Source organism: Spartinivicinus ruber (genome assembly GCF_011009015.1).
Lineage (GTDB): Bacteria > Pseudomonadota > Gammaproteobacteria > Pseudomonadales > Zooshikellaceae > Spartinivicinus > Spartinivicinus ruber.
In genome coordinates this window covers 1,390,133-1,409,449 of record NZ_CP048878.1, presented here as the reverse complement: position 1 = coordinate 1,409,449, position 19,317 = coordinate 1,390,133, and the positions used below count along the sequence as shown (strand labels likewise).

21 protein-coding genes, 1 tRNA gene and 1 other RNA gene are annotated in these 19,317 nt (G+C 41.1%); 5 read left to right on the top strand and 18 right to left on the bottom strand.

Annotated features, from left to right (window positions below; all coding sequences use genetic code 11):
• Nucleotides 1-37 precede the first annotated feature (37 nt).
• Nucleotides 38-1,408 (bottom strand): sodium-dependent transporter, encoded by a 1,371-nt coding sequence (locus G4Y78_RS06865; protein ID WP_163832327.1) that lies wholly within the window; start codon nucleotides 1,406-1,408, stop codon nucleotides 38-40.
• Nucleotides 1,409-1,584: 176 nt separating this feature from the next.
• On the opposite strand from G4Y78_RS06865, the gene smpB reads away from it, so the two are divergent.
• Both smpB and ssrA read left to right on the top strand, forming a co-directional pair.
• Nucleotides 1,585-2,061: an SsrA-binding protein SmpB gene (gene smpB / locus G4Y78_RS06860; protein WP_163832326.1), complete on the top strand. Its 477-nt coding sequence runs from the start codon at nucleotides 1,585-1,587 to the stop codon at nucleotides 2,059-2,061.
• Nucleotides 2,062-2,125: 64 nt separating this feature from the next.
• Nucleotides 2,126-2,496, top strand: a transfer-messenger RNA (tmRNA) gene (gene ssrA / locus G4Y78_RS06855).
• Between the two features lie 247 nt (nucleotides 2,497-2,743).
• Here the strand turns inward: ssrA and G4Y78_RS06850 are convergent.
• On the bottom strand, nucleotides 2,744-3,103 hold the full coding sequence (locus G4Y78_RS06850; RefSeq protein WP_163832325.1) for a helix-turn-helix transcriptional regulator: 360 nt from the start codon (nucleotides 3,101-3,103) through the stop codon (nucleotides 2,744-2,746).
• Between the two features lie 344 nt (nucleotides 3,104-3,447).
• Here G4Y78_RS06850 and G4Y78_RS06845 point away from each other — a divergent pair, with 344 nt between their 5' ends.
• Nucleotides 3,448-3,687 carry a hypothetical protein gene (locus tag G4Y78_RS06845; RefSeq protein ID WP_163832324.1) on the top strand — a complete coding sequence of 80 codons (240 nt, stop codon included), beginning with the start codon at nucleotides 3,448-3,450 and terminating at the stop codon, nucleotides 3,685-3,687.
• Between the two features lie 215 nt (nucleotides 3,688-3,902).
• On the opposite strand, the gene G4Y78_RS06840 is transcribed toward G4Y78_RS06845, so the two are convergent.
• Nucleotides 3,903-4,217 carry a cupin domain-containing protein gene (locus tag G4Y78_RS06840; protein ID WP_163832323.1) on the bottom strand — a complete coding sequence of 105 codons (315 nt, stop codon included), beginning with the start codon at nucleotides 4,215-4,217 and terminating at the stop codon, nucleotides 3,903-3,905.
• 107 nt (nucleotides 4,218-4,324) lie between these two features.
• Between G4Y78_RS06840 and G4Y78_RS06835 the strand changes: the two genes are divergently transcribed.
• On the top strand, nucleotides 4,325-5,203 hold the full coding sequence (locus G4Y78_RS06835) for a LysR family transcriptional regulator (protein ID WP_163832322.1): 879 nt from the start codon (nucleotides 4,325-4,327) through the stop codon (nucleotides 5,201-5,203).
• 107 nt (nucleotides 5,204-5,310) lie between these two features.
• Entirely contained in the window at nucleotides 5,311-6,708 is a 1,398-nt protein-coding gene (locus G4Y78_RS06830) for a PAAR domain-containing protein (RefSeq protein ID WP_163832321.1), read from the top strand.
• A 548-nt stretch (nucleotides 6,709-7,256) separates the two neighbouring features.
• Here the strand turns inward: G4Y78_RS06830 and G4Y78_RS06825 are convergent.
• From G4Y78_RS06825 to G4Y78_RS06755, 15 genes are all read right to left on the bottom strand, one after another.
• Complete coding sequence (locus G4Y78_RS06825; RefSeq protein WP_163832320.1) at nucleotides 7,257-8,102, bottom strand: hypothetical protein; 846 nt, start codon at nucleotides 8,100-8,102, stop codon at nucleotides 7,257-7,259.
• Between the two features lie 107 nt (nucleotides 8,103-8,209).
• A complete protein-coding gene (locus tag G4Y78_RS06820) occupies nucleotides 8,210-8,806 on the bottom strand; it encodes a potassium channel family protein (protein ID WP_163832319.1) in 597 nt (198 codons plus the stop codon).
• A 395-nt stretch (nucleotides 8,807-9,201) separates the two neighbouring features.
• Complete coding sequence (locus tag G4Y78_RS06815; protein WP_163832318.1) at nucleotides 9,202-10,134, bottom strand: contractile injection system protein, VgrG/Pvc8 family; 933 nt, start codon at nucleotides 10,132-10,134, stop codon at nucleotides 9,202-9,204.
• A 122-nt stretch (nucleotides 10,135-10,256) separates the two neighbouring features.
• Nucleotides 10,257-10,333 (bottom strand) — tRNA-Met (locus G4Y78_RS06810).
• Nucleotides 10,334-10,380: 47 nt separating this feature from the next.
• Nucleotides 10,381-10,584: a tail protein X gene (locus G4Y78_RS06805; RefSeq protein ID WP_163832317.1), complete on the bottom strand. Its 204-nt coding sequence runs from the start codon at nucleotides 10,582-10,584 to the stop codon at nucleotides 10,381-10,383.
• A complete protein-coding gene (locus G4Y78_RS06800) occupies nucleotides 10,553-10,960 on the bottom strand; it encodes a phage tail protein (RefSeq protein ID WP_163832316.1) in 408 nt (135 codons plus the stop codon). Before G4Y78_RS06800 ends, G4Y78_RS06805 begins: the two co-directional genes overlap by 32 nt.
• Nucleotides 10,957-12,957: a phage tail tape measure protein gene (locus G4Y78_RS06795; protein ID WP_163832315.1), complete on the bottom strand. Its 2,001-nt coding sequence runs from the start codon at nucleotides 12,955-12,957 to the stop codon at nucleotides 10,957-10,959. Before G4Y78_RS06795 ends, G4Y78_RS06800 begins: the two co-directional genes overlap by 4 nt.
• Before the next feature lie 226 nt (nucleotides 12,958-13,183).
• Entirely contained in the window at nucleotides 13,184-13,456 is a 273-nt protein-coding gene (locus G4Y78_RS06790; protein WP_163832314.1) for a phage tail assembly protein, read from the bottom strand.
• Between the two features lie 59 nt (nucleotides 13,457-13,515).
• Nucleotides 13,516-14,019: a phage major tail tube protein gene (locus tag G4Y78_RS06785; RefSeq protein WP_163832313.1), complete on the bottom strand. Its 504-nt coding sequence runs from the start codon at nucleotides 14,017-14,019 to the stop codon at nucleotides 13,516-13,518.
• A complete protein-coding gene (locus G4Y78_RS06780; protein WP_163832312.1) occupies nucleotides 14,009-15,205 on the bottom strand; it encodes a phage tail sheath C-terminal domain-containing protein in 1,197 nt (398 codons plus the stop codon). The genes G4Y78_RS06785 and G4Y78_RS06780 overlap by 11 nt, the downstream gene beginning before the upstream one ends.
• 59 nt (nucleotides 15,206-15,264) lie before the next feature.
• Nucleotides 15,265-16,581: a phage tail protein gene (locus G4Y78_RS06775; protein WP_163832311.1), complete on the bottom strand. Its 1,317-nt coding sequence runs from the start codon at nucleotides 16,579-16,581 to the stop codon at nucleotides 15,265-15,267.
• A gap of 2 nt (nucleotides 16,582-16,583) precedes the next feature.
• On the bottom strand, nucleotides 16,584-17,279 hold the full coding sequence (locus tag G4Y78_RS06770) for a phage tail protein I (protein ID WP_163832310.1): 696 nt from the start codon (nucleotides 17,277-17,279) through the stop codon (nucleotides 16,584-16,586).
• Nucleotides 17,280-17,283: 4 nt separating this feature from the next.
• Nucleotides 17,284-18,180: a baseplate assembly protein gene (locus tag G4Y78_RS06765; RefSeq protein ID WP_163832309.1), complete on the bottom strand. Its 897-nt coding sequence runs from the start codon at nucleotides 18,178-18,180 to the stop codon at nucleotides 17,284-17,286.
• Nucleotides 18,177-18,512 (bottom strand): GPW/gp25 family protein, encoded by a 336-nt coding sequence (locus tag G4Y78_RS06760; protein WP_163832308.1) that lies wholly within the window; start codon nucleotides 18,510-18,512, stop codon nucleotides 18,177-18,179. Before G4Y78_RS06760 ends, G4Y78_RS06765 begins: the two co-directional genes overlap by 4 nt.
• Nucleotides 18,513-18,548: 36 nt before the next feature.
• The gene (locus G4Y78_RS06755; RefSeq protein WP_222937656.1) at nucleotides 18,549-19,253 is read right to left on the bottom strand and encodes an ion transporter; all 705 of its coding nucleotides are present in this window, start codon (nucleotides 19,251-19,253) and stop codon (nucleotides 18,549-18,551) included.
• Between the last annotated feature and the right edge of the window lie 64 nt (nucleotides 19,254-19,317).

The window sequence follows — 19,317 nt, the reverse complement described above, 5'->3', positions numbered from 1 at the left end:
GACAATCCAAACAATAACTGGCTAATTGAATACGTGGTTAACTAATCGCTTTATACAACGTCACCACAAATATCACAAGCACAGCTAACGGCGAAAACACCCGAGCAGCAGCACGCCATGTATTAAAACGCACCAGGTTTTGCATCGCCAATTCATTTAACACAATTGAGCGTTTTAATATCCAACCTGCAAATATTGATATCAGCAAACCACCTAGTGGCAGCATAATATTGGCTGTTAGAAAATCCAGTAGGTCAAAGAATGTCTTACCAAACAGTTTTGCCTCTGCCCATTCATTAAATGAGAATACTGTACCCAACCCAAGTAGCCATACAATCACACTAAAACTAATAGTAGCAGTAACTCGAGAAACATTATGGCGCTGAACTATATAAGCAACCGCAGGCTCAATTAGGGAAATGGCCGAACTTAAAGCAGCAATAGAAACCAGCAAGAAGAAAATAGTGCCAAAAATCTGTCCACCACCCATGCTACCAAAAGCTTGAGGTAACGAGACAAACAGCAAACCTGGGCCTGCGCTAGGTTCTAAACCATTGGCAAATACAATTGGGAATATAGCCATACCCGCGACTAATGCTACAACTGTATCCAGCACAGCAATTGTCACAACAGTACCCCCAATAGAAGCCTGTTTTGGCATATAGGCACCATAAGTCATGATTGCACCCATACCCAGACTTAAAGTAAAGAATGCATGCCCCATAGCAGCTAATACAGCCTCACCCGTTAGCTTACTGAAGTCAAAGGCAAATAAAAATTTTACCCCCTCTCCGAACTTATCTGTGCTAGTAATACTGTAACCCACCATAACTAACAGCAAGATAAATAATGCAGGCATCATAATTCGCACACTGGCTTCCAGGCCTCTGTGAATACCTCTGGCAATGATGATTGCTGTCAAAATCATAAACAAGGTATGCCAAAAAATGAGTCTTCTAGGGTCTCCCGTTAACTCACCAAACATTTTTCCAGTTTGTTCTGCACTAACCCCATTAAACAAACCCATACCAATATCGGCTGTATAATTAAGGGCCCAACCTGCTATAACACTGTAAAACGACAAAATAAAGAAGCCAGCTAGCACCCCCATCCAGCCAACTAAACTCCATGCCCTTGTCGAGCCGGACTCTACAGCAAGATCACCCATTGCATCAATGGGATTGCGACGAGCATGACGCCCAATCAACACTTCTGACATCATGATGGGAATCCCCACCACTGCAATACAGGCTAAATAAACTAAAACAAACGCACCTCCCCCATACTCCCCAGTAATATATGGAAATTTCCAAATGTTCCCCAAACCGACTGCCGACCCAGTAGCAGCCAAAATAAAAGTCCACCGCGTGGCCCAAGTCCCACTTACAGCCTTATGCGCTTCAGCCATGTGTAACCTCTTGTAGTTTTAATTGGCGTATACAAACCCAGAAAGCATAACGAGCTTAGCGCTAGTAACACTTAACAGGTTAAGATGTGGCATTTTAGTCATTTACCCCTGTCAAACAAGAACATATACCACAGAGTAATAGCACATTTTGTTATATAACCGTATAATATGCCACTATGGTAAAGAAACAGAAAAAGTCTGGTCAGTCCAGCAGTACAATTGTTCTCAATAAAAAAGCACGCCACGACTACCATATCGATGAACGGTTTGAGGCGGGAATAGCCTTATCTGGCTGGGAACTCAAAAGCCTCCGCGCAGGCAAAGTGCAACTAGTAGATAGCTATGTATTACTAAAGGATGGTGAAGCCTGGCTGGTAGGTGCCAACATTACTCCTTTAAGCACTGTATCCACCCATGTTGTAGCAGACCCTCAACGAGATAGAAAATTACTACTTCACCGCAAAGAATTAGCCAAATTATTTTCCATTACCCAACAAAAGGGGCAAACCTGTATCTGTACTGCCCTTTACTGGAAAAAACATCTGGTTAAGTGCGAAATTGCTATCGCTAGAGGCAAAAAAGATTACGATAAGCGAGCAGCTGAAAAAGAAAAAGACTGGCAAAAACAAAAGCAACGGCTTATGCGCCACTAGTTTTATTTTAGGGTTGAAACTTAATCCCAAAACCCTTATCTTAACTAATATCCATTAAGGTTTCGGGGGCGATTTGGATTCGACGACGGTTACGAAACCTTCAGGTGCATGTCGAGATGGCAGCCAATCTCGTAAATCAAAAGCTGCAAAATAGTAATCGCAAACGACGATAACTTCGGCGCCCAAGGCGCTCTAGCTGCTTAATACCCAGCTAGCGGTTGTAATTGGCTTACTTGTTGGCTGGTTTCAACTGTCAATTTAAACAAGATCGCTGTGAAGCATGCCTGAGGCGGATCAGTTAAACTAATTTTCAGGCTCGCTTATTACATCCTGATCGTCGGGTTGTTTTGAGCTAACTAAATAGACGAATCTAAACATGTAGAGCCGAAGGCAGAGAGCTGGCGGACGCGGGTTCAATTCCCGCCGCCTCCACCACTTCCACACATTTTAAAATTACATATCTCTTTTAATATCAAACACTTAGCTAACATACTTAAATCAAACTTTAGTGCAGGTACTGCCTAAATTCCCCCTTTTTTAGCGCCGAATTCCCCACGCAGTACCCACGATTTCCCCATACTTCCCCAAATAGTTCACTATAAATCAACAGGTTAGCAGCATGGGTACTTCAATCGTTCCCCACAATCATTGATGAGGCTTCACCCATACTTAGGCTATCAATCTACTTGTTGCCTCTATACCTTTCCTCAAACCACAGCCAGTCAATAGTCGTTAACAAACTCTCAACGGTTTCTGGTTTAGTTTGGTAAAGCTCAATGAACTTGGTGACAATTCCTTCCAAGTTTGGAATTTCTTCATATCCCATTGCTAGCCAGGCCAAATCGATATCAAGCAGCTGACTAAGTACGACAGCTTCTTGTAGCTTTAGATTGCCATACTTCATACGATCATAAAGTTGTGATGAGCTAAGCCCTATCTTTTGTCCAACTTGTTCAACAGACAATGAATGATTATCAATTGCTCCTCTAAGCCTATCCCCGACTGCCTTTACTTCTGGACTCACTTTGGTACTTCTCTTCATAATGCTTTCATTATGGGTCTATAACGAATATTTCGTATGAATTTCACTCCCAGTTTTTGAAAAATCCCAAAAAGCTGATGCTAAAATCCAACACGATTTGGGAAATTTACAAATGCTCAATTATCACTCAATGGAATATGATTTACTTCACATATGATTAATTGTAATTTCTTTTTTAGCTGCTTGAACGCAAGTTCTTAGAAGCTAGCACCTGAGATAGTCAAAAATTAGGAGGAAAGTTTGCGAACGGAACACCCAGCCAACATTATTAATTTAATTAATCAAAATATTTAGTGAAATCGCTGTTCTAGATACAAGGTCATCTCTATAAAAGGATTATTTATATGTCCAAAAACAACCCCTGGAAATCCAATCCTCTAGCAACAATCAACCTTATTAAAATACTCAAAGTTACTAAACCTCTTATAGAGATCTATCAGGAAGAAAATCAGCAAAAAAGTGATTCAGACAATCAAGTTCAATTATCAGAAAAAGATTTATGTGAAATTATTTCTACTATTGAATACTGCTGCCAAGTGCTTGGTACACTCCTTGGAAAAATCAATTTAAACAACCACTGCTAATGTCTTATAGTCCCTCTCCAGCGGAGAGGGTTTAACTTAAACATTTTATCGTTTTCTTTCTTTTGTCGCGGCTCGAACTTACCCCTGGTTTATCATGTTCATTTTTTTTATGTAGATTTTTCCTAGTCAGGGGAAAGCGACCCCATGGAGGCGCTCCAGACATTCTAATAATCCTTTAACTAGATATTTAAATATTAAATTGATTCTATACTGCGTTATTTATCAGAAAACCAAAACTCAATTGCCTCAGTGTCTTCTAAAAACCTTGCAGAATGCACTTGATTTGTACTGACTTGGTACCAGTCACCAGGGCTATATTCGCTCTCTTGCCCATCAACGGTCAGATATAGTTTGCCGCGAGTAACGACCCCGCAGTTACCAGTATTGTGGCTATGAGGCTCTATTACTGATCCACCTGGATACATGGCAAATAATACTTTGCAGTTTTCGGCGTTAAGCTTAAAAGCCTCGAATCGATTACTAAATGTTTCCAGCTGCTGAATTTTCAAGGGGAAATTCGTGTGATTCATCTTTACAACACCTCAATAGTACAACTGGCTACTAGCATATAACACTTAAAATGTATTATAAATAGACAAATATGAAAGACCATCTTGCATTTTTGTAGGTATAGATTATGAACTGGGATCATTTGCGCTATTTTCATGCTGTTGCAAGGCACGGTACCATGGTGGCGGCAGCTACTGAGTTCGGGGTATCAGAGGCAACTGTCTCACGAAATATAAAAAGCTTTCAAAAGGCTGTACAAACCCATCTTCTTGATGCAGACCCATCAGGTTGTACCCTTACCCCCACAGGGTTAGCGCTTTTGCCCTTCATAGAAAAAATGGTATTAGCTGCTGCTGAAGTAAAATCTATTTTGCAAGAAGAAGTTGGGTTGACGGGTACCGTTCGACTGTTTGCACCAGAGATAATATCCGGGTTGTTGACGTCTAAAATTATTATCCCATTAAGTGAATTGCATCCTGAGCTAATGGTGCAATGTTTTACGGCCAGCCCATTAGCTCGGTTTTCAGAGACAGATATTGCCTTGTTATGGAATAAAACGGCACCAAGTAATTATGCTTGCCTTGGCGCGTATTCAGTACCTTTTGCTCTTTACGGCACTCCCGAGTATTTGAAAAAACACTCAAAAAATAAAAAGAAAATAAAGCTAGAAGATCATTGGCTGGTTGACTTTGAAGACAGTGGCGAACACCTTGCTCCTTCTGGTTGGCTTAAAAAGTCTGCAAAAATGAAACGATCCTATCGTAGCAATAGCCCTCATGCACGGTTGACAGCAGCTACTGATAACGCTGGTTTAGCGATGTTACCCTGTTGTTTTGTTAAAAGTGAATCTAGATTAGTCAAAATAATTGGCGAAGAGGAAATTGGCTCATTAGATGTATACCTTTACTTAAATAAACAACGAGAACATTTGCCTCACGTTATCGAATTAAGCCAACAGTTAAAAAGCAAACTACGACACTTGGTAGGGAATAATAAAACTACATAATTTCTGCTTGTTACGAAAAATCCAAATCTGAATCAATACCAGCACATCCTACTAGTGCCATATAAACTGCTCGCTACAAAGACAGTAAGCAGTTGTGGTGCAGTATAATGATTCAGTGGGTACGCATTGGCGATAAAGATTCAGGTGGAAATACGGTAGTTGAAGGCAGTCCCAATCATATAGAAAGTGGTAAACCTGTTGCTCGTGTTGGGGATAAGCTGAGTGATGGCAGTGTTATACTTACTGGGCATCCATGTATTAAAGTTGATAATAAGCCAATTGCCATGGTTGGCAGTAAAGTGAGCAATGGTAATGTTCTTGTTACTAATGACTCAAGTACTCAGCTTGGCTTTGATCAAGTTAATTTTAGCTCTACAAGCTCTGCTAAAGAAGACCTTGAAGCAGCAGGATTACTTAAAGATGTGAACCTGAATAACGTAACACCTGAAAGCTTAGCCTCTCAGTTTGTGGCACCTTTACAAAATCAAAACATGGTTGATGTAACTATTAAAGTTGTTGATTTTAAAGGTTGCCCTATTCCAGGTGCATCTGTTAATGGAAGTAAAACTAATGAACAAGGAATAGCAATCTTAAAAATTCCAGCAGGACAAGCTGAGCTTGAAATAAGCAAGCAGTTAAGCCCACTTAATGATTCACTAATGTATGACAAAACGCAGATACATGCCTCCCAACATCAAATACATGAAGTCAAGTTACGTACTGAAATTTTTTCAGCAATTGGCAAGTTAAAAGTCACATTTTGTAAAAATGTAAATAAAGATAGTCTATTTGGCACTAATATTTGTACTCATGACGAGTATAAGGAGTTAATTAAAGAATCAAAACAGCCTGATCATGATTGGGATAACTTGGACTACCTAGGCCATGCTTTTGTTAAAGCTATGCGGGCTGTTGGTCTTGGTGGCGATCCAGCGCAATCTAACTTAGCTCAGTTTAAAAATTCCTGGGTAAAAGATAATAAAACAGGTATTACTTTATCAGCTAGAAGGCATAACATCATGCCTGAAGTTATTGCTGGAATAGCTTGGTCAGAAGTAGGAGGAGACGCTGGCTTATTGAATATAGTTGGTCATGAAGTAAGGTCAATGACTGAATGGCTAGAAATTACTCGGGCTCCAGAAAAAACCTCTTTTGGCGACGTTGAAATACAAATTAGAAGAGTTGCTGAAACTGCAAGAGTAGATAAAAAGTTAACTTACTGCAATAGAGTTGATGTTATTAAACTGTTAAATAATGAACAAGTGAATATTGCTGTTGTTACTAAGTACCTTGCTGATATGCTTTCACAAATTTACCCTAGCTACACTAAAAATGACTTTGATCGCTACAAAATAGAGCTTTCAGGATACCTATACAATATGGGTTATCCACATAAACTATTAGGCCCTAATGTAAACTTAGATATAATACGACAGCGAGGCATCTCAAACTATGGCCATGATTTGTACAGAAAAATCGATAAAATGAGAGAACTCTTACAATAAAATGATCTACACGATAGAGATTTTAAAACGTATAGTGTTGTACCTACTACTCATATTCAACTGGGTTTTCCTTTTCCCTCTTGGTAGTGCAGACCCAAATGAGTATAAGTTTTTTGATCCGGATACTGTAACCCCTGCTGATCCGGACGATATATTGGGTGCTAATATAATGGCATTTTTAATGGTATTGTTGTCATTGCTGCTTTATTACTTTAGCAAGTCAATACAGGTAAAGCTGGAAAGAAAAATTATCAGGACTCTTTTAATTCTACCTATTGTCTTTTGTATTTTATTGCGACTGACATGGTAGATCATTTAAACTGTTTATTTGTGGCTCCGTTATAGTTAATTCATTCTCTATTTCATTTAATGCTTCATCTTAATCAATGACTATCTCATCCCCTTTAGCAACGAAATTTGGATATGAGCGTCTTGTATCTCCACTGAAGATGCTAGTGCCATGGTGGTGTTTTTGAATTTTTGAATCATTTACACATAACGCCTAAAGCATGGGCGGAGTTGAAAACTACGTCCCATACCTTTACTTGTTAGCTTTGTTTTGTTCGTTTTTTAATCCATCCCAAAAGACCAAGAATTAGTCCAATGATTGCACCTATCAAAGCTTTTTCCGCTACTTGTCCCCAATCAATTCTAGAAACACTGGGTGGGACCGTTTCTTTAACACTTGTCTGTATATCTGAAGGGTTAGATATAACAACGTTGTTAGCCCAGATATTTGAAGCTTGCTTACTCCAATCCAAACCTGACTCTTCAGCATATGAATATAGAAAGAGTACTTTTCCCTTCACATGCACAAATGTTGAGGTAACAACTGAAATAAAAGGCGCTGGATTACCCATTTTATCTTTCATGTTGTACTTTACTAATGCCGAATAAGAAAGCGTACGATCAGTCTCCTTGTGCACAGGCATCGGGATCATTTGATATACAGAAAAAGCTAGATCAACATCATATTTCTCTTTTATACCATCATTTATTTTTCCCACCAGCTCAGGTAGCCGAGCTTCAACTTTCTTGATTAACTCTGTATTTTGAGTTTTTATGGTTTTTTTAAGAGTTGCAAAATCTGAGCTAGTTACTGTTATGTTTATCAGGTTTTTGGCGGTTTGAACTGCGAAACGTCTAGGCAAGTTTGGAATTTCATCCTTCAAAACTATCTCTACCACATCGTCAGGTATAAACGAGACAAACTCCTCATTCATTGGTGCCACAAACTTCTTCAGCACTTCGGAGAGAAAGGCCATTTTAGGCGTAACAGCACTAAACCCCTCTGGGTTAGGGATTTCTAAAGAGACATCACCAACTAATATTTCATTCGACCAACTTAACGAAGATGAAAGAAAAAGTAGTAGTGCAATTATGATCAATCTCATTTATATCTCCGATTGAAAGCTAACGCCCAGCACAGCGGCTGGCAAAGCTGGCACGTAATTGCGAAGCAATTTGAGTGACAGATTTGGCAGTCCGTTGCTGCTGCTTGTTAGCTTTTTTCTTCACATTGCAGCTCATCTTTATTAGTTAAAGAAACTGAAATTATGAGACCTATCATAATGGCTAAAAATATAACTCCAGTTAAAGTTTCAAACATCACCAAAACCTTTGCCATATCAGATTTAGGGGTGATATCTCCATATCCAAGGGTTGTTAGTGTAACAATGCTGAAGTAAATAGAATCAATTGTTGACTCAAATGGTCTTGAAAAGGCTTGTTTATTAGCCATTGAAGTCCATCTGTATAAACCAGAAAATAGTAAACCAATTCCGACATATGAAAAGAATACAGAAGACAATCTCTTTGTCATCTCCTTCCACTTAGACGCAATTATTTCCTTTCTAATTGCAGACATATTCTCAATCACAAAGATACAAAAACCCCCCCCAATTATGCTAGCGAGAAAGAATGATCCATAGCCAGTAAGGGTTTCCCAATGACTTATATTATCTGATCCGTTATCCAAGAACGGGCTGGAAGGCAAAAGGTAATGGATTAAGAAAATTATTGAGTACCAGAAAGGGGCCTCTATTAATGCTAACTTTTTAGGGGCTTTGGGTAACTCGATACTCTTATTCCTAGACATCACTCTATCCATGCTTGATGGCATATATCTAGTTACTCTCATTAGACAAAGCCAAACAATCGGCAAAACTACAAATATAGGTATCTCGAGAGAGTCTTTATATGAGTTTAAGCTAAAAATAAATGAGTGAAATGAGAGAAATGGCATTAACCCAAAGACTAGGAAAAAAATTAGAGAATCTTTATGTTCATTCTTCATATGAGCTATCTAAATTATGGTGTCAAGCTAACTACTAATGAACGTCACTATGACGTGATACATTACGTCATAGTGACGTATAACACCCCAAACTAATTGATAAAATTCACAGTTTTATACCCAGATTAATATTTAACTATTCTCCATAAATAGCTGATTTTTAATAGTTTGAATTGTTTTTAGCTTTCTTTTATACTTTACTTAATTAAACTAACACTCGTCGTATACCCAGAAGCACTCACCGAATGCTTTGCCTGCTTCACCACCCACCGACCATCAACACATGTCCTTATGCCTTGAATAACCACTGGCCGCTCAGCTATCAATTCAGGATTACCTACCACAGTTATACTTAAACTGGCTTCTGTATCATTTAACCCACTTAACTTGGCTTTAGCGCTGGCTTTGGCTGCTTCCCTGGTTGGATATACCATTTTAATAGTATAGATCGGTTCACCATTACCCACCTTTACATGCTCTGTCTTACCACCTTCAGCACTGTGATATTTAGCCGCAACACTTTTATAATATTGCCTGTCAGGGGCTTTTAAATTCCATTTGTTAATTTTAGAAATTGTTATTGCTGACAATTGTTTACCGGTTGCTGTTTTGGTTTTCCCTCGCTCGACAAACACTAAATGTTCCATCATTGGCTTAACAATTGCCCCATGATCTAACGCAATTCGACTTAAAAAATTAATATCAGATTCTTCTGTCTGGTCTATATGATCAATGACAATAGAAGTAAATACTTCTGCAATTTTAGGCTTCAAACCATTGTCATTAGCCACTGTGGTAACAATATCTACCAACTTTTTTTGATGCCATGAGCGTGATTTAGGGCTACGGAGCTGATCGCGAAGGTTGGCACCTTTAGCCTGAATGGTCATTTGATTAGGTGGGCCAGAGAGTGACACCTCATCAATAATAAAATCACCCATATGAATATTCTGAATAGCGACTGATAGCTTGGTGCCTTTGGCGGGTATGGGTAAGTTACCTTCAGGGTCAGAAAGCTTGAGGGTTACGCTATCGGACTTGATACCCGCTTCGTCGGTGAGTTCGAGACTGATTAGATGACGACTGAAGTCTATTAACTGGGAATTAATTTTGATTTGACAATTAATCACTGTTGGTAGCAGTATTATTTTATTGATAAAGGAATGTTTTAAAAAATGGAATGAATAAAATAGAAGATATTTAAAAAAGGGTTTTGTTTAGAAGGATAAAATCGAAGTGAGTTTAAATCGGTTGGTAGCGGGGGCTGGATTCGAACCAACGACCTTCGGGTTATGAGCCCGACGAGCTACCAGACTGCTCCACCCCGCATCAGCGTGGAGCGCATACTATGAGTATTAACTGATTAAGTCAATGTATTACTGAAATAATGCCTCATTTATCTTAGGTATTCTGCTAACTTCAGGTAAAAAGACCTCAATACCAGCTGTGAATACAGGCCCTTGCTCCACTAACCTCGGATTGGCATCTAACACCTGCAGCACATAAACTTCATCGTCATAATATTGTTTACAAATCCAATCCAGGGTATCACCGTCCTTTGTTCGGTAGACTGTCGCCATAGTAGGTTATGCTCACACTGAATTCTATTTTACGGCACTTGCCTTCTTTATCTGGGTAAGAGCCGTTTTCATTGACTTGGGTAATACACCAGTAGCCGAGTATTTCGCCAGTGCCGGCTACCAGGATAAAAGGCGCACCTGTACCGGCTAGCTCAACCATATGAAGCAGGCTGTCACGACTGCCATACTGACCAGGGTACATGGTGCCGGTTAAGGTCATGGTTCGCACGGTTTCTCCGGTATACTGCTGCTGAGGATAACCACCAATAATAGGCTGACTAGCCCATTTAAATTGCCATTGTTGGCGCAGCTGTTGATAGCTGGCTGTTTTGATCGAGAAGATAAAATCACCCAGCTTAAGCAGTGTATAGCTCATAGGGTAGCCATATCCATATCGTATAAAGCACTTCGCTGCCTGGCTTCGGCTTCCTGTTCACGCTCTTCTAGCTTGGCATTAACCTGCTGGGCAATTTCTTCGGCTGACATGCCTGTTGCACCTTGTATTGTGATCGGTGCATTGAGATGAGTGGTAACATTCATGTTTTTCTGTTGGTTGATTTGCTGTAGCCGCTTTTCGATTTGCTTGGCATTGACGCCTTGTGTCGCTTGTATCTGGGCTCGGCGTTGTTGCATCCGTTGATTGACTTTGCCTGCAGCGGTTTGTTTGTCTTCCTCATCATCGCCCGTAAACCAGCGCTTAATACCTTTTAGTTTTTCAATGGCGGTATTAATCCATTTAAATTTACTACGTAGCCAGTCAATGGCGGGCTGCCAGATTTTCATCATTAACCCTAAAGGGGAATAACTTAAAAAACTCTTAGCAATACCCGCCACACCACCATCAAACGCCTTACCAATCCCATCCCATAGTTTGCTAAAAAAATTACTGATGCCATCCCAGTTGGAAACGATGTAACCGAGTGGCGTAAAGTTGAGAAAGTATTTTTTAATTATTTCAAATGCATAGCTGCAAGCATTAGCAATGGCATCAAAGGTATCCCCTAAAAAGGTAGAAACCGTACTCCAGTTAGTAATAATTAATGTGGCACCAACAGCAATGATTTTAATGATAAGGCCAATCGGATTGGCCATCATCGCTAAGCCCACTGCTTTAATGGCTGGAATTAATGCCATTATGGCGGTACCAGCGGCTAATACCGCACCCACTAATTTCACCCCAACTAAAGCAGCGACGACAGCCGCGATATTTTTCCAGCCAATGGTAGCCTCAATAAAATGATTAATTTGACTGGCAACGGTAAATACCGTTTTACCCAGGCTCCACATAAAGCGACCCACATTCACTAAGGAATCCGCCACCTGGATTAGCAATCGATTAAAGCGAGCGCCGTATTTTTCATGAAAGGCTTTAAACTTAATCATCATGCGGGTAACCAAGGGCATAAACTTGGCCCCAATGGATGTACTGACACTGCCTATGATTTGTTTAAAGTCTAAAAAGGCATCCTGAAAATCCTCGGCATTTTTAGCATCTTCTTTTGAAATTATATTGCCAGTGGCTCTGGCATCTTTTCTTAATGCTTCAAGGCCCGCTTTTCCTCCATTGAGCATATTCACCAGGCCGACACCTTCGGTATCGAATAGCTTCATGGCCAGTCGTACACGATCCGCTTTATTGGGGATATGCTTCATCGCTTCTGAGATTTGCTCAAACTGCTCTTCAGGTTTCAGTGAGTTTAACCACTTAGCATCCAACCCTAATTCTTTGAGTGCTTTACCGGTTTTACCAATCCCGGCAGCGGCTTCCGACACCCGTCGTACCATCCGTTGTGAGGCGGTATTAAACTGTGCCGTCGATACCCCAGAGCGTTCAGCGGCATATTGATACTCTTGGAGTCCTTCAATAGTAAATCCCAGTTTGGCGGCATGTTTGGCAATTGGGTCACCTCGATCAGCCGTGGATTTTACCATGGCTAACAGTCCGCCAGCCGCCCCGGCTAATCCACCGGCGGCCCATTTACCGGCGGTTTTTAACTGGCCAAGCCGTCGCATCCCCGATTGCTGAAGTCCTTGAAAACGGGCAGTACGCTGCAACTGTCGCTGGGTGCGGGCCAGGTTATTTAAATTGACTCCATAGCGTTGTGCAGAGCGAGAGGCCCGTGATAAGGATTGCTCGGTACGCCGAATCGCATTGGCTAACTGTTGATTACTTCCCCCGGCTTGTTGCTGTTGCCGACGTAATTGAGCTAAGCGTTGGCGATACCGATCTACCTGTCGTACAGCGGCCAGTTTTTTATTGGTTTCCCGGTAGGCTTTACCTAATTTACTGGCAGCGGATTCGGTTTTTTTAAAGGACTTTGCCAGCGACTTATCAATATAAGCGCCGATAGCAATGTTGAGTTTATTCGCCATATACTCTTCGTGAATAATTTTTAGGGTTTGTTATCTGCATTCTTCAGCTCAGTCACTTATTTTTTATAAGCTCCTTCGCTTCATCATTTGATGCCGCCCCTAAAAACGATTCCCTTTGATTATCATGGTTATTGTTTAGGAAGGGATTTGTACCAATCAAGCAGGTCGTCGAGGTCCATGTCTAACAGTTCGGACAATGGGGTACCTCGCAGATAATACGACAGGTTTAAACAGATTTGCTGGACCGATCGCCAGTCGAGTCTAAAAAACCAGCCACCACCTCATTCAAGCGTTGAAAGTCTGCAGCGTCCAGCTCTTCTATGGTGTTAATATCCAAGCCGGATAAATCCGCAATCATATGAATGCTTTGACTAATTTCACCGCCACCCCGCTTTTCAATGTTTTTCATGTCTTTGGTTTTAGGGCGGCGTAAAGTAACTTCGTTAATCACTTCGCCATTGATTTCGATGGGGTAATGTAAAGTAATAATTTCGCTCATGGTATTCCTATTGTGTTGTGTGTTTGTTTGCTTGTCAGCTGATTGAGATAGTTGTTTTTTTATAAGCCTAATAATTCTCGAATATTCTGCATGTGGTCAGTGCCTTCCACATTACGCACATGGTTAACCACATCAATCTCGTAAATCAGTTGGTTGTTAATGGTGAGTTTGTAGTAATCCAGTTTGAGGGTGGCGGTTAAGCTGGATAATTCCGCTTGCTTCCACTCCCCAAAATCCAGCTCACTCACCAATCCTCGGCAAACCGCATCAATCCCTTGTTCACCCTGACCAGGATTGCGCAGGACGCCTTTAATATTAAACGGCACTTGTTTGCCTTTTTGGAAACCAAAATGCTTAAGGACGTCGGTATTACAGTCATCAATGGTGAAGCTCAGCTCCATGGCTTCCATTCCCATATCTAAATGAGTGACCCCATCCATGCCACCGCCTCGAAACTCTTCAGTTTTAACGGTAAGCTTGGGCAAGGTAATGGATTGAACCCGTCCCGCTTGGCTGGCCCCATCAATAAATAACGTGGCATAAGCGACGTGATTAGCGTGCATTAAACACCTCCTTAAAATAATCGTCGGTTAAGGTGGCATTGAAGGTAATATGTTCCGCTGGCGCGGGTGGCGTAAAATCAAAATTAAAATACACCTTGCCATCGGCTAACGCATCCGGGGTATTTAATTCAGGGTCCGCCCAGCACGTGCCACCTAATATTGCACCGATATTTTTTAACCGGCGCAAATAATTATTTACACCTTCCGTGACATCGGCGATGTAGTTTTTAGTGATATTTCTATCAACCGCCCATAGATGTGCCCGTTGCAATGAGTCATAAATAATCTCCGCGGTGCGCACCACACTGACAAACGCCCATTTCGGATCAGCGCTACAGGTCCGGTTACCCCAAAGACGGTAGCCGTCTTCCTGAATAATGGTAGTGACATCATGGCTATTTAAATAATTGGCTCGGCAGTTTTTATCCCCCAATTTAAAATCAATCGGTCGGGCTGTGCCTAAAATACCGTTAATTAATTTATTCGACGGGGAATGCCAAAAGCCATGATCGTTATCGATTTTAGCCATTAATCCCGCCACACGAGCCGAAGGGGGTTCAATGACAATGCCGCCTTTACCTTCGTTGATGTCACTATTCCAGACTTTAACCCAGGGGTCGATTAGGTAAGCATAACGCTTACCAAATACATCACGATATTTAACCGCCTCTTCACCGGTCGTATTAGGGCCATCAATGATCGCGATACCACCTAATCGTTCTGCTACGAGAACCAATTTTTGGGCAGCAGCCTTGATATGCGAAAATTCTGGGGCAATTAAAATCCGGGGCTCGACATGGACGGTACTTTTGGCATCCAGGAAGGCATACATCCCGGTATTAGGTTCACCTTGCTTACCAATAATGGCATTCAGTGCCGTATTTTCATTATCTGTGGTTTCTGGGGATACAGGCGGTTTATCGTTAACCCGAATAACCACCACCATCGCCCCAATCTGATCAAAAATACCTTGCAAGGCGGCAGGTAAAGTGCCTTGTTTACCTAATTGTTTAGCCTTTTTTAAGCTACCCGCTAATAAAATCGGTGTGTCATAGGGAAAAACGTCGTCTTTCGCGTCGGGGGCTGTGCCGACTAAACCAATCACGCTGCTTTTTACTGTACGTATTGGGCGTGGGCCGCTGTCAATTTCAACGACCTCGACGCCATGGAGAAATTCACCTGGCATGAGGATTCCTTTTTATGGTTAAAGAATGAAGTCAAAAATACAAGGTAGGGTAAATTTATTTAAAATACTTCGAAGGTAATAGTGGCACTTTCAATATCTTCATATTCCAGTGGTAGCCCTTTTTTAACTTGTTCAGTCGTTAAACGCTTTATTCCCATCGAAAAAAGCTCTTCATCACCATCAATCGTATTGCCTGGTTGAATTTTTTTCACATATTCGCTTTGATGGTTTTGCATATACAGCAAGTCATCAATGATATCGCCGGTTAATGTACTAATACTGACTTCACCGTTACTATTATTGCTTGTCAACCAAAATTCATCATCACTATCTAATTCAACATTCATGTTGTCACCATGATTGTTTCCTCTCATGGTAAATAATGCAGTATGCGCCTTATCAACTGACTTGATTAAAATATTTCCTTTCTGCTGTTGATTTCTAATCGTGACTAATAAACGAAAAGAACGATCTCGATAGCCTAGCGGTAACCATAGCGTACCATTGCCGGAAACTTGTGGTCGATATATCCGTTTAGATGCAATGATCGTTGGGTAAAATTCACTGCTTTCAATTTTCCCTAACAACACATCGTCATAGCTTGAATCAAAAGATACATGTTGTTCATCCAAACCATGAGTATTATACGTGCTATCCTCTAAGTCTCTTAAATTGAAGCCTATAGAAGGTGACCATCGTAAGTGATAGGTTTTGTCTTGCTCATAGGAGAATGTACGTTCACCTTCTGAATAACTTGCCGTATTGAAGTTTTTCCACCCGCGCCAGCGTATAATTTGATTGGGCTTTATCGTTAATAATTGGCTACTCAGATTGACTTTAAGCCGGTTATCGTCATTCAGTATTTCTGCAGCAACCGGTATTTGTGAAAAACTATTGGCTAACAAGTTTTCAACATATGAGCGAGAAGCCAATACAATTGCAGGATCAATTTTAAGTTCTACATTCGCTGTATTACTTAGCTCAAAAATAACCTTTATATATAGGCTACTACCACTACCTTGAGCCAAAGTGGGTTTATACGTTTTCGGGTATTTACCGATGGCAATTAAATTATCATCTGTATCATACAGTCCAAATTCAGTAATATAAAAGTTACCATCTTCTTCAGGGATGACCGTTTCAATCACCAGCCAATGATCGTTATCCGGGTCTTGGAAAATACTATTAATAGGCCCCTGCCATTTTTCTCTAACCAGTGATGTATCCGTTTCTTTGGGGTTGGTTTCTTTACCGCCATCTTCACCACCGTCACCCACTTTCAGTTTGGTGATTTTAACCGTTTTACCCAATGCTTGGGCATTAATAATCCTGGCCTGCCCAAGCTTAGTGAGCAGACTAAAGTATTCTTGATTCAAATTTAGGCTCCTTTGGGATAGATCGTGATGGTATTAACTGCTTGATAGCCCGTCACCAGTACCCGGCAAATGTTGCTTGTCAGTTGCGTTGTAATAAATGGATAAATCTGGTGTGTCACAGCACTTTGGTAACCGGACGTCAAACAAGTACACAGCTGGCTATTCATTTCTTTGGTTAAATAGGGAATAACCGTGGTTTGTTGACCTTGTTGACATGTCACTGCCACACGCGGCATTTTTGTTTTATTGGTTAAATAAACGGTTAAGTCAAAATGACTCCGAACATTTTTAGTACGCTTAATTAGCCGATTAATATTGTCGTATTCTTTTTCAGTAAGGCCACGGGTTTCTAAATTCACATCGGCTTTAAACGTATAAGGCTGGCCGTTATATTCAAACCATTCGGTTACCGTGATATCTACACCTGTTGCAGCCAACGCTTTTTTTACCGCGCCAAGGGTGCCTTTATGTCGATGCACTTCAATGGATGCCTTAATGACATTACGCTTGGTTTGCTCTTCCCAAGCTTCGTCCCATTCATCCACCGATAAGGCCCAAGCCAACCAGGGTAAACAATTAGCCGGGCAAGACTCAGGATGCCAGACGTGATTAGGGTAAGCGGGTATTTCACTGATACGACGGGTACTGTCGGCTAACCCTTCCTCTAAAGGAGTGGTGTTATTCGGTAGTAAACTCATGAAGTTATGCGAGGGTAATGAAAATAGATTTAGCTTTAGGCGCTTGAAAAACTTTGGCTTGAATATCAGAAGTTGGAGCAATTAATTCGACGCGAGTAACGCCCCCCATATGCAACGCATCATAAATACCCGATAAGGCGACGGTTTTACCCAGCTTATAACACTGATCAACATACGTATTTAAGGCAGCCGTCGCCGTATCCATAATGGTTTTGGAAGACGGCCCTTGTTGTACATGCAGTTTCGCATCAATGGCATAGTCGATAATTTCCGCCGCTTGCACAGTAATATGATCAGTTAATGGCCTGACATCTTCATCATTTAACGCGGTTAACAACGCCTGTTTTATTTCCTCATCCGGTGCCATATCCGCTTCATCAGCCAATGGTCGCCGTAAAAAAGTAATAACCACCTCGCCCGGCTGATCAGAATACACCGAGACATCGGCAATTTGATCATGGGCATTATGCGAGTGAGCTAAATAGGCACCTACCGGGCCAGCGGTTGAATAGCCTTCGGGGCCTAATTGAATACGACGACGAAAGTCTTCATCAGATTCCATCACAGCGGGTGTCGGTGGCACTTGATTATCATCAGCCGGTTTAATGACTTTACGCTTAACGCCGTAATTCGCACCCAAATGATCTAAATCCGAACCTTGCGCATAAGCTAACATGACGGCTTTAGTCCGCTCATTAAATTGCTGGCACTTCAACATTTCACGATAAGCGCAAACTTCTAGAATCTTCATGGCCGGGTCAGATTCGACCAGTGCCGTAAAGCTGCTATCGCGCTTTTGTAAATCGGCCAGCATGGAAGCGAGGATTTCCTCGTAATCAATCGGCTCGATCACATCCGGTGCAGGTAACTGTGATAAATCAATGGCGGTAAATTCGCTCATACAATGATGCCATCCAAGGTAATGGGTTTGCCTTCGGGTAAATAAATCCCTTCTAACGCAATCAATAACTCGCCAGGTTCACCACGAAACGCTTGCACCTTGGTAACCTTTAAACGGGGTTCCCAACGGATTAAGGCTTCAGCAGTCGCTGCATAGATTTCCACTAACCACTGACCATTCATGGGGCGATCCACTAATTCAGGTAAACGACTGCCATAATCACGCCGCATCAGTCTTGTACCAATGCGGGTGGTCAGAATGTCGGTGATGGATTGGCGGAGGTGATCGAGGATAGAAAGGGGTTTACCAGTTTGTCGGTTGGTGCCTTGCATAAAAATACCGTTACGAGAACTCCCGTAACACTTAAATTATTGATCTTCTTCATTCCTTGCTTGGGATAATGCAGATGCCAGCAAACCTGTTGGCACCGCCACAAAGCCAAGCCCTATGGTTAAAATCACAAAGGTAAATAGCCTACCACCCAATGTAATTGGGTATACATCTCCATAACCGACAGTTGTTAAGGTAGCTACTGCCCACCACAAGCTGTGAAAAATCGATTGAAACTGTTCTGGCTGAGCAACACTTTCAAAATAATAAATACCCACTGCAGCTAGATATAACAAAATAATTGCTGTAAAACCAAATAATACTAACTCGGCTTTTGCAATTATCAATGCCCGGTGATAACGCCGAATAGCTTGTGAATATCTAATAATCTTTAATACTCTTAGCAACCTAAATAGCCTAACAATTCTTAGTGCTCTTAGGTCAAGACTGGTTGCTATGTAAAACGGCAAAATTGCTAGCAAATCAATTAGACCATAGAAACTAAAAATATATTTTAGTTTGCGATCTGCAAAGAAAATCCTCAATACATATTCAATAGTGAAAACAATCACTGTTACAATTTCTAGATACCTTAACAGTTTTCGACTAGAGGCTGATAAATCTGGTAGGGTTTCAATTGAGAAAGTAAAGACTGATAAAATTATAAATGCATATATTAAATAATCAGCAAGTTTTATCAGCTCATCTTTATTACTCAGCTTTAGTGCTTGCATACTATCCATAGCTATCTCCTAAATCAATCATCCATGATTAGGCAAGGATAGTATGTAGCTAGCCTAACTGTGC